Raw genomic sequence first — 13,694 nt, 5'->3', positions numbered from 1 at the left:
CAAACCGACCATCTGATGTTCAACGGAAACGATTTGAGCACCCTCGTGATGTGCAAGGTACAGCGCCACATCATGCCGCCCGTTAAGGCCAACTATGAAAGCGTCAGCGGGTGCGACGGAGAGCTGTTCAAGTCAGCACGCTTCGACGGGTATGATTTGCCGGTCGATGTCTGGCTGAGAAGCGATGACAGGAGGGACGTGGCAACGGTTCGGCACGCGCTGGCAAGGATGCTCAGCGCCGCCGAACCCGCGCCGCTGTTCCTACCCGATGACCCGACGAGATACCTTCTGGCAATCGTGAGCGGAGACACCGACCTCGGGGAAATCACGGATGACAGCCCGTCAACGACGATAACATTCCATGTCGGCGACCCTTTCTACTACGGGCGCAAGCGACGCGCCGAGGTGTCTGCCGGAACGTTCACGGCCGCTGCGGGCGGAGACAGGCCGACGCACCTGCTCATCACGGCAAAGCCCGCGTCAAGCGCAGCTTGGTACGTGCAGAACGTTGACACGGGCGAGCAGGTAAAGCTTGCGTCGAGCGTCACGAGCACCAGCACCGTTCGCGTTGATATGGAGAAGGAGCATGCGACCGTCAACGGCGGCACCGCCGCCGTCACGCTCGATTCCGACTTCTTCACGATTGACGGGCGCACAAAACTCCGATTGAGCAGCGGCACCGCCGTGCTGGAATGGTGGGAACGATGGCTTTAGTAAGACAACCGGGCTTTACCCGCTTCTCGCGGTTCGGCGCGAACCTCGAGCGTCTGAACGTCACGAGCGCGACGCACAGCGAGGCGCTGGATGGCACGGACGAAATCAAGATATCGTGCACTGATGACGTCAGCAAGGGCGACTACATCGTCTGGATTGACGCTCAGGGCGTGGCCCACGAGCACATCGTGGACGAGGTGAGCCGCGAGCACGGTGATGACGGTACCCTTGGAACGACGTTAACCGGCGTCAACTCGATTGCCGAGCTTTGGGACGATTGGACTGATGACAAGCGCCCGTCAGGTCAAGTTGCCACAGCGCTGCAAAGCGTGCTCAATGGCACTCGGTGGACGGTCGGGACGTGCGACGTCGCAACCAGCGCAAGCGCCGTCCTATATCACCAGAGCGCACGCGAATCGCTTGCCGAGATTCTTGACAAGTGGGGCGGCGAGCTTGAAACCGCCATCGTGACAAACGGCTCGGCAGTAGTTTCGCGCATAGTCAACGTGCGCAAGATGCGCGGCAACCAGTCAAGTTCGAAGCGCTTTACGTGGACGAAGGACATAAAGGACATCGCCCGCAAGGTGGCAAGCGACAACCCGAAGACCCGCGTATACGGTTTTGGCAAGGGGGTCGAGACGGAAAGCGGCGCTTATGGGCGGCGCCTGACCTTTGCAAGCGTCAATGGCGGCGTGTCATATGTCGAGGACACGGCGGCGACGAAGATTTGGGGGCATCCCGGCACCGGCGGCGCTATCCTGCCCGCCTGCACGAGCTACGTCAACGAGCAGTGCGAGGATGCGTCGCAGCTGCTGGCCGAGACGAAAGCCTATCTTGCAGAAGTCTCAGAACCGAAGGTCAGCTACAAGGCAAGCGTCATTGACCTCTACGCCTTCGGGCGCGACTGGGAGGGCGTTTCCGTAGGTGACAGGGTTGCCATTATCGACAAGGGCTTCAACGAAAGGGGCGTGCGCCTGACTGGGCGCGTCTCGAAAATCGAGCGCGACCTGCTGAGCGGCGACGCCAAGGTGACTTTCGGAAACCTCTCAGATAGCATGGCGGACATGTGGCAGTCGGTCAGTCAGGCGCTCAAGGCGAGCAGCCGAGCAGCCGCGACCTACGACGCGGTTGCCGGTGCGTCTGTCGGCTGGCTTGTTCAGCTGCAAGACGCGCTGAACGACCAATTCAACGCCGTCGGCACCTACAAGGTGGAAACCTTCGAGATTGGAACGATTTACAGCAACGTGCCGCTCAACCCGAAAAACGGCTTGCCGGTTCGCAGCGTCTCGAACATGTGGGCGGTGAACATCTCCGGGCGTGGTATTCGGCTCGCGTCAAGCCTCACAAGCTCAGGACAATGGGATTGGAAGACCTTCATAACGGGCGCAAGCGTCACCGCCGATTGCATCAACGCCGGAACCATGAGAGCAGACCGCATCCGCGCCGGACTGCTCACAGATAACCTTGGACGCAACACATGGAACTTGACCAGCGGCATGCTCACGACCAACAACATGACCGCGAACAACGTCAACGCCAACGGTCAGATGATGTCCGGCAACTCAACATCGTATATGGCGCGACTGACGGACGGGCTATTGCGCTTCTACTACAACAACAGCCCCACCATCGAAATGGTCTCCATACCGTCGTACGCCAACGGCGCAAGGGGCGGATATATCCAGGCTTGCAGCGGGGCGACGTACTTGGGTCTGCGCGTACCACACCTGTACACAGCAACAAACACGACCGATGCTGGAACCATTGGTTACACCGGCGATAGGAAATTCACTTTCATAACGCGTATTGAGGACGCGGGGAGCGGAAGCATCAGATGGTACACGGGCACACGTAGTATCCATTTCATAAACGGCATATGCACCATCTGCAACCTATGACGCTATGGTCTGGAGGATAAATGGCATACATCACGCATTACATGGCGCATGACCCCATCAGCAACACCGAGGGCGTCATAACCGAATATGACCAAGATACGCTGCGAAAGGCGGCAGACAGTGGGATTGTCTTCATAGCTGTTGATTCTGACGGCGCACGCTCTGTTGTCACCGCAGAGGAAATCAAGCAGCCTGAGAACAAGGACGAAAGCTTCGTAATAGTGCAGCCATCGTATGTTGATGACCGCATACAAGCCGTCATCAACGTTTTCGATACGCTTGAAGGCACTATGTTCCCCACAGTGGAGGCATCGTCTTCGACGGACATGCTAAGCGCAAGCGCCGTGCGCAAGGCACCTAAGATTTCGCCAGAGGCGGCCTTCAAGAACGCCCTCGCGGCGCTCAAAGACATCGCGCTTGGCGATGATGCACAATGAACACGCAGACCATAGAGCTTGACCTTAGCAAGGACGGCTTGGGAACGAACCTTCTGATGGTCGGTCAGGGCGACAAGGGCGGTACCACAATCCGTGCGCTAATCTACGATGGCGGCGCGGAAGCGGCGTTGTCAGGATATGCAGCCTACCTCGAAGTTCTTTTGCCAAACAAGGCGAACTACTACCGCGCCGCGGCTACCATTTCTGGCAACGTGGCAACGGTCACCCTGGACGAGAGCAAGCTTTGCAGTGTTCCAGGATATACCGACGAAGCCTATTTCGCGTTCGAGAAGAACGGCGTGCGCTATTCGACGGAACGCTTCGCAATCGAGATTTTGAAATGCGTCACGGCAGGAAAGCAGCCGGCGAAAAACTGGGATAATGCAGTGGAAGACCTCATAAGCAAGGCTGCTGATGCCGCAAACCGCGTGAGCGGTGCGCTCGATTCCGTGAATCGTGCCGTTTCTACCGCAAATGATGCTGCTTCGAGCGCCAATACCGCCGCCGTTGCTGCATCCGCAGCAGCGTCAGGCGCGCGTGTCGCCGCAGCGCATGCGCTTGACATCGCAAACGGCATCACTTCGTCTACACCGCCTTCAGATGAGTTGGTTGCAGAGCTAAAGTGCGCCAATGACGTGCTTGCCACCGCAGTCTCGGAGCTTCAGGACAAGTACGTCATCATCGCTGAAACGGCATATGCGCCGGCAGACCGCCAAGTCGGCTTGTCGGGTGAAACGCTCACCCTTGTGAAGGCGAGCATGAGCACCGAGACGGCAACACTTGATTAAGGGGACACCATGTCAGACCTGTCAAAATTCTCAATCAACGGAACGGCATACGACTTGAAAGATGCTTCTGCTCGAATCGCGGTGAACGCCGCCACCACAGCCGAGGAATACGACCGTCAGCAATCCATCAACTCTTATGGTGGTCGCTCTCTCGCAACGGCGTTCAGCGGCGAGATTGGTAGTACCGACATTTACGTATGGCTTCGAAATCGCGTGAGTAACGCCGATTATGCAAGTTTTAGAATCGGCGACTACATCGACGTGCCCATCACAGAGGGCGCGAACGTCGCCGCACAGACCGTGCGCTATCGCATCGGCGCTATCGACCCCTATTATAATTGCGACGATAAAGGCAAGGGGCATCACATCGTGATGGTTCCGCTCGCGCCGGTGACCGTCAAGGGAAGCAAGGCATCCAATAAGAGCTACTTGCAGTGGCGCGAGTCGAATGACAACAACGGCACGTCATCAGAAAGGCACCCGTATCTTGTCTCGAAGCTGCACGACTGGGAGATTAGCGACTTCCTGCCTTCGCTGCCATCTGCGTTGCAGAACGTGATAATGACGCAGAGAGTGCTGCTCGAAGAGCGCTATTCGAGCAGCGCCAAGCTTACTGAATCGAGCGGATGGAGCTGGGCTGAAATCGGCAAGATTTGGTCACCTTCAGAGATGGAGGTGTACGGCTGCTCGTTCTGGGGCACGAAAGGCTATTCTGTCGGATTCGATTCGCAGTTCCCCATCTTCAACGACACGGCAAGCCGCATCATCGGAGGCCGCGCCATGTGGTGGCTGCGGTCGGTTGCTGGTGGGTCTTTGTCCAACGCATGCTTTGTCTGCAACTATGGCTATGGCAGCAACTCTATTTTAACGGCTGACTTGATACAACCGATGCCGTGCTTCCTCATAGGCTGAACAAGCGCTACGTCGGTCGAGCAGGCCAACCAGTCTTATCAGTCATACGTTCATGGGTGGAGAAGCTGTTCAGATAGCAGGAGCGCAAATCTATGGCAGGCATGCTCTCGCACCTTGCGAGAGCTTTTTTATTTAGGGAAAGGCGAGCATATGGCACTTAGCGAAGCTGAAGAAGAGAAGGTGCGTGCAATCCTCGCTATCTTCGATGGCCTTGCTCCGTCGCTGTCTAGCGACATTGCAGAGAGGAACCCGTCGCTCTATGCGGCGTGGGACGGCAATAGCCATATATATGCACAGTCGGAGCGCGTCAACTACGAAGGGACTCTTTACACGTGCCTTCAAACGCACACCTCGCAGGACGATTGGTCACCATCGGCTGCGGCGAGCCTTTGGGCTAAGACGCTTGGCGCTGGCATTACCGACACGCTGACAAGCGACATCCCTGACTGGGTTCAGCCTGATTCAACCAATCCGTATTCGCAGGGCGCACGAGTCAAGCATAGCGGGAAGGTCTGGGAATCCATCGTTGCAAACAACGTATGGAAACCCGGCGCTGCCGGAACAAGCGCTGTCTGGCGCGAAGTGGCAGAAGGCTGACGTGAATATCGCAGACATGGCGCTGACGATGTTTGGCATCATCATGACGGCGGTTGTCGGTGCGCTCACCGCAACCGTCCACGCGCAGCGCGAGAAGATGCGCACACACGACGAGCAATTCAAAATAGAACTCAGTTTGTTGGCTAAAGGCATGCGAGTACTTATGAGGTCAGAGCTTTTCAGGTTGCACGAAGAATACGTGCAAGCAGACCGACCTGTACCGCTCGATGTCAAGGAACAAGCAAACAGCGTGCATGACGTCTATGCCGGTCTTGGCGGCAATGGAGTCGGCTCACATCTATGGCAAGAGCTTATGGACGCACACGCATCCAGTGAAAAGGAGAACTCAAATGATTAACTTCACCGTAAGGGCTAAGAACAAGACATTCTGGCTGGCTCTCATTCCTGCCGTTCTGCTCCTCATTCAGGTTGTCGCCGCGCCATTCGGCTATCAGTGGGATTTCGGCGTGCTTAACGAGCAGCTTGCCGCGATTATCAACGCACTTTTCTCAGTGCTTGCAATCCTCGGTATCGTAAACGACCCTACAACGGCTGGTGTTGGCGATTCTACCCAGGCGCTCACCTACCCCAAGCCAAAGCGTGATGAGTAGGTTGAAGAGCCTAGCCCTCGTGCTTTCAGGCGTGCTCGCGGCAATGCTCCCATGCGGCTTGTTAATCGTTGGTCACGTAGAGGGCGACGCGACCGCGCTTATCCAAGCTCGGCAAGAAGGATATAAGGCGGCTGAGCAAGACCAAAGCGTAATCGTGCGTGACAGGCCAATTGCCGAAGGAAATAACATGCCGCTATGGCTTCAGACAGACCCGCAATGGTCATACATCCCATATGCAAGCGGAACCATCGGAAACAGCGGATGCGGACTTGTGTGCGCCGCTATGGCACTCGAATTCATGACGCGTCAGGGAATAACGCCTCTTCAACTTGCAGGCTCCGTTGGAGATAGCTGCCTTACCGACAATGTGAACGACCCCGGCAAGTTCTGCTTGTGGATTGAAAACCACTATCCCGAATATCAGATAGAGAGCAGCGGAATCTACTTCGAGACAGACCGCGCGCTATCTGACGTGAAAAGCGGATGGCTTGTCTTCGCTGGCATGTCGGGCGCTCTTGGTGATGCCGAATATGGCGGACACGTTGTTTTGATTTGGCGTGCAGACGATGAGGGCTACTGGGTGCGTGACCCTGACAGTGGTACGAACAGCTCACGCCCATTCTCAGCAGATGAGCTTGCGGTGGTTAATTTCAAATACTTCTACAGCATAAGGGGTGGATTCTATGGCGCTTAACGGTATCGATATCAGCAACTATCAACGCGGTCTTGACCTTTCTAAGGTGCCTTGCGATTTCGTCATCTGCAAGGCAACCGAGGGCGTGAATATCGTCCACAACACTTGCGACCCGTGGATTCAGAGCGCTAAGAAGCTTGGCAAGAAATGGGGTTTCTACCACTTCTTCAACGGCGCAGACCCATTGGCCCAGGCAGATTATTTCGTTGCAAACTGCAAAAACTACTTTAAAGAGGGCATGCCCGCGCTTGACTATGAAATGTACGGGCGTGTGGGCACCAACAAGGCTAAGCGGTTCCTTGACCGCGTTTTTGAGCTTACCGGCGTGCGTTGTGCGGTATACACATCCCGCTCTGTACTCACCGAAGAGGATTGGAGCGCCATTGCTCCGGATCACCCGCTGTGGGTTGCTCAGTACGCCAACACAGTGCGCACAGGCTATCAAAGCAACCCGTGGCTTCCTGGTGGTGGCTTTGGCGCCTGGAATGCCGTAACGCTTCATCAGTACACTTCAAACGGCCGACTCGCCGGGTATGATGCCCCTCTTGACCTCGATATCGCCTACCTTACCGATGAAGGGTGGGACAAGATTTCAAGTCCATCTGGGGCAACCGTTGTAGACGTGCAGCAGCCTGAAGTTCCAAATGATGATGTAGAGGGCACCGCGCTAGAACTCGCGGCGCGTACGATGGCCGGTGAGTTTGGCGATGGCGATGTACGCAAGAACAAGCTCGGCAACCGGTACGATGAGGTGCAGAGCATCATTAATTACGTACTTACAATGCCGGCGCAGCGCGTTGCAGATGCAGTTGAGCGTGGACAGCTCGGGAATGGAGAGCTGCGCAAGAAGGTCTTAGGAAGCCGATACAGCGAGGTTCAGAAGATTGTGAACGCCCGCGCAGGTGTCGGCTCTTCGCGTGTGTATACCGTCAAGAGCGGCGACACGTTAAGTGGCATCGGTGTATCGCTTGGCGTCAATTGGCATACCATCGCAAGCAAAAACGGCATTCACTCACCCTATACCATATATCCAGGACAGAAATTGTCCTACTAAACCGAGAATGCGCGGCACCCTTGTGGGGGCGCCGCGCACTTTGCCGTTAAATTGGCTTACAACGAGCCGTGTACCTGCATTTACATCAATATGCAGCATACGAACGCAAGCGCGCGCAAATGGCTATTTTTCATAAGTTCCGATTATGACGAACCAGTTATTGGACACTTTCACGACACACGTATCGAGCTTTATGATGGTATTAGAAGAGTTCGCCGTTTTTTTCATAAGCTCCACCAAAAGCGTAAGCGTCGAACTCCGTAATGGAGCTCGACGCTTTTGTAGTTGGGTGGGCTGTGCCATGCGCGGCAGCTTGGTGGGACGTTTTTGGAGGCGGTCTATGGGCAGCAACGACAAGCCCGCCCTCGTGCTCGAGGGCGGTGGCTATAGGGGCATCTTCACGGCTGGCGTGTTGGACGTCTTTCTCGAGAACGGCATCTACGCCAACTCCTTCAAGAGCGTGTGGGGCGTCTCGGCCGGTGCGCTCAACGCTGTGAGCTTCCGCTCGCGTCAGATTGGCCGCACCATGCGTGTCATGCTGGCCTTCCGCGATGACCCGCGCATGATGTCGCTGCTCTCGCTGGTCCGCACGGGAAACCTTGCCGGGGCCGACTTCATGTACGACGAGGTCCAGAACCATATTGACCCCTGTGACATGGACGTGTACAGCAAGGACCTCACGCCCATGTACTTCGTTGCGTCCGACGTGCTTTTTGGCGCGCCCGCCTACCTGCAGGCCAAAGGCGAGAGGTTTGATGCCACCAAGGCCCGCGCCTCAGCGTCCCTGCCAGGCGTTTCGACGGTGGTCGAGATTGAAGGCCACCGCTACCTGGATGGTGGCACTACAGACTCGATTCCCTTTGCCGTTGCAATGGGGCTCGATGGCGCCCCCGAGGTACCCGGTGCAGAGCCCGCAGGCCGTGCGCTGGTGGTGCTCACACAGGATCGAACGTACATCAAGGACGGAGCCACCGAGCGCACCATCTTGAGAACCCACCGCTACGACGCCTACCCTTACTACGAGCAGGCCCTTTCTACGCGTGCCGACCGCTACAACGCGCAGCGAGAGGAACTGGCGGGCCTTGAGGCCGAGGGCCGCGCGCTGGCGCTTCTGCCACCTGAGCCGGTGCGCATTCGCACCTCGGAGCATGAGGGCGAGCCGCTCTTGCGCCTTTACCTGCAAGGTCGCCAAGAGGCTGTAGCCCATCTCGATGAGATTCGCGCGTTTTTGTAGGCTGACGGTAGCTAACTCGTGGGATTTCGCCGGTTAGGCCCGGCTAAGCGTTCGGAAAAATCGTAACCGGCGAAAAATCACAAGAAGAGGGCGACGCTCTGGGATGGTTCTGTCAGCTGACCGTCGTACGCCTGCACTCCCCAGTCCCGACGTAATTTTGGGGGTCGAGTTTTGTCGAGTTTGTGTGAGGAAAAGACCTGCAAACGAAGACTTCTGAAGCTGTATACTTTTAAGGCTTTTCCACCCAGAGCCCCGTAACCTCTGTTTCGAAAAAGCATGGCGGCCTGTCCAGAGGCAGCCATTCCAAGATGTGTGTAGGAGGAGTCAAGTGAAGAAGTCGACTCAGTTCGCCAAGATGGGCGAAGTCGAGCGCAAGTGGGTGCTCATCGATGCCGACGGCATGACGCTCGGTCGCCTCGCGACCCAGGCTGCCATGATTCTCCGCGGCAAGAACAAGCCCCAGTACACCCCCAATGCAGACACTGGTGACTTCGTGATTGTCATCAATGCTGACAAGGTCGTCCTTACCGGCAACAAGGCAAATACCAAGTCCTATTGGCGCTATTCCGGCTACCTTGGCGGACTCAAGACCGAGTCCTTCAAGGAGGCTATGGCCAAGCACCCCGAGCGCGTGATAGAGCACGCTGTCAAGGGCATGCTCCCCAAGACTACCCTTGGTCGCAAGCAGGGTATGAAGCTCAAGGTCTACGCTGGCCCCGAGCACCCGCATGCCGCTCAGAACCCCGTCAAGATTGATGTGGAGGCTTAATCGATGGCTGAGAACACCGTTGTTTATACCGGCACTGGCCGTCGTAAGGAGGCCGTCGCTCGCGTCCGTCTCGTCCCCGGCACCGGCAAGATCATCGTTAACGGCCGTGACGCTGCCCAGTACTTTGGCCGCCAGCAGCTCGTTGACAACGCCGCTGCGCCCCTTCGTCTGACCGAGACCGCCGAGTCCTTCGACGTTCTCGCCCGCTGCGATGGGGGCGGCATCAATGGCCAGTCTGGCGCACTTCGCCTTGGCATTGCCCGCGCCCTCCTTCAGGCCGGTGAGTATCGCAACGAGCTCAAGAAGGCCGGCTTCCTCACCCGCGACTCTCGTGCCGTCGAGCGTAAGAAGTACGGTCTCAAGAAGGCCCGCAAGCGTCCGCAGTTCTCGAAGCGCTAGTTCTTCTCACCATTTGCTCCTTATCGGGGCTCGCCTGCGTGGCGGGTCCCGTTTTTTTGCTGGCGGTGACGCGGGAGTGCGCAGGAATGTGCCTTTTGGCGTCACCGAGGTGCCGCCCATCGCCCGTCGGCCGCAGCCGCCCGTCTCCTCACGGTGAGCTCACACGCAACTGGTAAGATAACCGCCGTCTGTGCATGACCGGTATCCCGAAACAAGGAGCGAGAAATGAAGTACTTCGGAACCGATGGCTTTAGAGGCAGGGCAAACGAGGGCCTGAACGTTGACCATGCCTATAAGATTGGCCGCTTCGTTGGCTGGTACTATGGCGCTCGCCGCGACGCCAAGGCTCGCGTACTTATCGGCAAGGACACCCGTCGCTCGAGCTACATGTTTGAGTCTGCGCTGGTGGCGGGTCTCGTCGCTAGCGGCGCCGATGCGTACATGCTGCACGTTATCCCCACGCCGGGCGTATCGTATGAGGTCATCGACGGTGGCTTTGACTGCGGCGTCATGATCACGGCAAGCCACAACCCCTTCACGGACAACGGCATCAAGCTCGTGAACCGCGAGGGCTACAAGATGGACGAGGACGTCCTCGAGCAGGTGGAGGACTACATCGATGGCAAGCTCGAGGTTCCTCTCGCCACGGGCGATGCCATTGGCTGTACCGTAGACTATATGCAGGGCCGTAACCGCTACATCGCATACCTCATCGCGTCCTGCGGCTTCTCCATGCAGGGCGTCAAGGTAGGTCTGGACTGCGCGAATGGTGCCGCCTCCAGCGTGGCGCGGCCGGTCTTTGACGCCATGGGCGCCGAGACCCACGTCATCAACAATGCGCCCAACGGCTTCAATATCAACGTGGACTGCGGCTCCACCCATATCCAGCGCCTGCAGGACTTTGTGGTGAGGAACGGCCTCGACGTTGGCTTTGCCTACGACGGCGACGCTGACCGCTGCCTGGCAGTGGACGAGCGCGGTCGCATGGTTGACGGCGACCTCATCCTCTACGTATGCGGTACCTACATGGCAAAGCACGGTCGTCTCGCCAAGAGCACCGTGGTTCCCACCGTCATGAGCAACTTTGGGTTCTTCAAGGCGCTCGACGCGGCCGGCATCTCGTACGAGAAGACCGCTGTTGGCGACAAGAACGTCTGGGCTTGCATGATGGAGAACGGCTACACGCTTGGCGGCGAACAGTCCGGTCACATCATCTTTGGCGACCTCGAGAAGACCGGCGATGGCATCATGACGAGCCTGCGCATCATGGAGGTCCTGCGTGCCGAGCGCGAGAAGCTCTCCGAGCTCACTCGACCCGTCACTCTCTATCCACAGCAGCTTGTAAATGTCCAGGTCGCCGACAAGGACGCGGTCATGGCGGCGCCCGAGGTCAAGGAGGCCGTGGCAGAGGCGGAGAAGTTCCTCGAGGGTAACGGTCGCGTGCTGGTGCGCGCCTCGGGCACCGAGCCCCTGGTACGCGTGCTGACAGAGGCCCCGGAGGAGCGCCTGTGCCAGGAGGCCAACTCCGTCGTCCTCAAGGCACTGGAGCCGTTCAAGGAGTAAGGGCATCCGTCCGGCTGCGCCACCGAGCTGCAGGCTCGGCGGCGTGGTTTCTCTCAGACGATACCGGTTGGGCTACAGGCGCGCTTCCGTGGCTGATAGACTCTATTGCATCGTCTGTCGCATCAGCGCAGATGCACAAGCAAGCCGTGACCTGTGTGCGAGGGAGCAAACATGTGCGGAATCGTGGGATATACCGGAAAAAAGCAAGCGGCTCAGTTCCTGCTCGACGGCCTGTCGACCCTCGAGTACCGCGGCTATGACTCGGCGGGCGTCGAAGTGCTCTCGTCCGATGGCAACCTGCACGGTGTGAAGTGTGCCGGGCGCGTGGCCGTGCTTGCCGAGCGCTGCCAGACGGCCAACCTGACCGGCACCACCGGCATTGCGCATACCCGCTGGGCCACGCATGGCGCACCAACTGACAAGAACGCCCACCCGCACCTGGATTGCACCGGCCGCATTGCCATTGTCCACAACGGCATTATCGAGAACTACCGAGAAATCCGTAGCTACCTGTCCCGTAACGGCCACGACTTTGCCTCCGGCACAGACTCCGAAGTCATTGCGCACCTCATCGAGGACGCCTGGGCGGGCCCCTGCAAGGGAGACCTGGTAGCGGCTGTGAGCAATGCCGTGAGCCGCCTCGAGGGCTCCTGGGCGCTCGCCGTTGTGTGCGCCGATGCCCCTGACCAGCTCGTGGTTGCGCGCAACGGCTCACCCCTCGTGGTGGCCAGCACGCCCGATGGTGCCTATGCCGCCTCCGATGTCACGCCGCTTGCGAGCGTAACCTCTCACGTTATCCAGCTCGAGAACGGCCAGGTCGCCCTGCTCGAGCAGACCGGCAAGGTCACCGTCTACGACAACGAGGGCACCACCGTCGAGCACCCCAGCACCTTTGACGTCGACTGGGACGCCTCTGCGGCCACGCTTGGTGGTTACGCCGACTTCATGGAGAAGGAGATCTCCGAGCAGCCCGAGGCCATCGAGCGCCTGCTCAAGGGCCGTCTGGGCGAGAAGGGCATCCTTCTCGACGAGCTGCGCATGAGAGAGGAGGACCTGGCGGCTGTCGACCGCATCTTTATCATCGCCTGCGGCACCTCCTACCACGTGGGCCTCATCGCGAGAACCCTCATCCAGACCTGGGCACACGTTCCGGTAATCTGCGAGTACGCCTCCGAGTTCAACTACGAACAGGACGTTCTCATCACCGACCATACCCTCTGCGTGATCATCACGCAGTCTGGAGAGACGGCAGACACCCTCACGGCAGCACGGCGCATGAGGGGCATGGGCTGCAACATCTTCGCCGTGACCAACGTGCTGGGCTCCTCTGCTGCGCGCGAGTCTGACGGCGTGCTTTACGTGCAGGCAGGTCCGGAGGTCTGCGTGTGCTCCACCAAGGCCTACACCGCCCAGATGGTTGCCTGCGCACTCTTCGCACTTCGCTTGGCGCAGGCCAACGGCCACATGGGCACAACCGAGGTGAGCAGCCACTACGCCAACCTCGCCGCGCTGCCCAACCTCATCCGCACCGTGCTCTCACGCGCATGGCAGGACAAGCGGGCTGCGACCGTCTTCCGCCGGGCGCACTCGGCGCTCTTCCTCGGTCGTGGCGTCAACTCCACCACCGCCTACGAGGGCGCACTCAAGCTCAAGGAAATCAGCTACCTGCACGCCGAGGCATACCCTGCCGGCGAGATGAAGCATGGTCCCATTGCCCTGCTCGAGCCGGGATTTCCCGTGGTGGCCATCGTCCCCGAGGACCGCGTGCACGACAAGACCATCTCCAACATCCAGGAGGTCATCGCCCGCGGCGCCACCTGCGTTGCCGTCGCCACCGACGGTGACGAGTCCGTGGCGTCGCTCTGCGAACACGTGCTGTGGATCCCACCCGTCGACGACGAGCTGCTCGTCCCCATCGTGGCCGTGGTTCACCTGCAGGTTCTTGCCCGTTACGTTGCCCGCTCGCGCGGCTGCGACGTGGACAAGCCACGAAACCTCGCCAAGTCCGTCACGGTGGAGTAGCG

Annotated in this window: 15 protein-coding genes; all 15 read left to right on the top strand. The window is 58.6% G+C overall.

The features are described from left to right. Positions 1-15: 15 nt before the first annotated feature. The 15 genes from ACO59D_RS05925 to glmS all read left to right on the top strand — a co-directional run bounded on the left by ACO59D_RS05925 (position 16) and on the right by glmS (position 13,692). A complete protein-coding gene (locus tag ACO59D_RS05925) occupies positions 16-714 on the top strand; it encodes a distal tail protein Dit (RefSeq protein ID WP_485126180.1) in 699 nt (232 codons plus the stop codon). Continuing rightward, complete coding sequence (locus tag ACO59D_RS05920; protein WP_485126179.1) at positions 705-2,612, top strand: phage tail spike protein; 1,908 nt, start codon at positions 705-707, stop codon at positions 2,610-2,612. Before ACO59D_RS05925 ends, ACO59D_RS05920 begins: the two co-directional genes overlap by 10 nt. 20 nt (positions 2,613-2,632) lie before the next feature. Then, a complete protein-coding gene (locus ACO59D_RS05915; protein WP_485126178.1) occupies positions 2,633-3,049 on the top strand; it encodes a hypothetical protein in 417 nt (138 codons plus the stop codon). Continuing rightward, entirely contained in the window at positions 3,046-3,837 is a 792-nt protein-coding gene (locus tag ACO59D_RS05910; protein WP_485126177.1) for a hypothetical protein, read from the top strand. Before ACO59D_RS05915 ends, ACO59D_RS05910 begins: the two co-directional genes overlap by 4 nt. Before the next feature lie 9 nt (positions 3,838-3,846). Further along, positions 3,847-4,749 (top strand): DUF6273 domain-containing protein, encoded by a 903-nt coding sequence (locus tag ACO59D_RS05905; RefSeq protein ID WP_485126176.1) that lies wholly within the window; start codon positions 3,847-3,849, stop codon positions 4,747-4,749. A gap of 150 nt (positions 4,750-4,899) precedes the next feature. Beyond that, positions 4,900-5,346 (top strand): carbohydrate-binding protein, encoded by a 447-nt coding sequence (locus tag ACO59D_RS05900; protein ID WP_485126175.1) that lies wholly within the window; start codon positions 4,900-4,902, stop codon positions 5,344-5,346. Position 5,347: 1 nt separating this feature from the next. After that, positions 5,348-5,704 (top strand): hypothetical protein, encoded by a 357-nt coding sequence (locus ACO59D_RS05895; protein ID WP_485126174.1) that lies wholly within the window; start codon positions 5,348-5,350, stop codon positions 5,702-5,704. After that, entirely contained in the window at positions 5,697-5,957 is a 261-nt protein-coding gene (locus tag ACO59D_RS05890) for a phage holin (protein WP_485126173.1), read from the top strand. The genes ACO59D_RS05895 and ACO59D_RS05890 overlap by 8 nt, the downstream gene beginning before the upstream one ends. After that, a complete protein-coding gene (locus tag ACO59D_RS05885; RefSeq protein ID WP_485126223.1) occupies positions 5,950-6,651 on the top strand; it encodes a C39 family peptidase in 702 nt (233 codons plus the stop codon). The genes ACO59D_RS05890 and ACO59D_RS05885 overlap by 8 nt, the downstream gene beginning before the upstream one ends. Then, a complete protein-coding gene (locus ACO59D_RS05880; RefSeq protein WP_485126172.1) occupies positions 6,641-7,705 on the top strand; it encodes a GH25 family lysozyme in 1,065 nt (354 codons plus the stop codon). The genes ACO59D_RS05885 and ACO59D_RS05880 overlap by 11 nt, the downstream gene beginning before the upstream one ends. 340 nt (positions 7,706-8,045) lie before the next feature. Next, positions 8,046-8,939, top strand: a complete 894-nt coding sequence (locus ACO59D_RS05875) for a patatin-like phospholipase family protein (RefSeq protein WP_485126171.1) — start codon at positions 8,046-8,048, stop codon at positions 8,937-8,939. A gap of 328 nt (positions 8,940-9,267) precedes the next feature. After that, entirely contained in the window at positions 9,268-9,708 is a 441-nt protein-coding gene (gene rplM / locus ACO59D_RS05870) for a 50S ribosomal protein L13 (protein WP_130811389.1), read from the top strand. Positions 9,709-9,711: 3 nt separating this feature from the next. Further along, the gene (rpsI, locus tag ACO59D_RS05865) at positions 9,712-10,107 is read left to right on the top strand and encodes a 30S ribosomal protein S9 (RefSeq protein WP_130811388.1); all 396 of its coding nucleotides are present in this window, start codon (positions 9,712-9,714) and stop codon (positions 10,105-10,107) included. A gap of 225 nt (positions 10,108-10,332) precedes the next feature. Then, on the top strand, positions 10,333-11,670 hold the full coding sequence (gene glmM / locus ACO59D_RS05860; protein WP_485126170.1) for a phosphoglucosamine mutase: 1,338 nt from the start codon (positions 10,333-10,335) through the stop codon (positions 11,668-11,670). Between the two features lie 171 nt (positions 11,671-11,841). Further along, on the top strand, positions 11,842-13,692 hold the full coding sequence (gene glmS, locus ACO59D_RS05855; protein ID WP_485126169.1) for a glutamine--fructose-6-phosphate transaminase (isomerizing): 1,851 nt from the start codon (positions 11,842-11,844) through the stop codon (positions 13,690-13,692). Positions 13,693-13,694: the final 2 nt, after the last annotated feature.

Source organism: Tractidigestivibacter sp., assembly GCF_057241865.1.
This window is presented reverse-complemented; position numbering and strand designations above follow the sequence as displayed.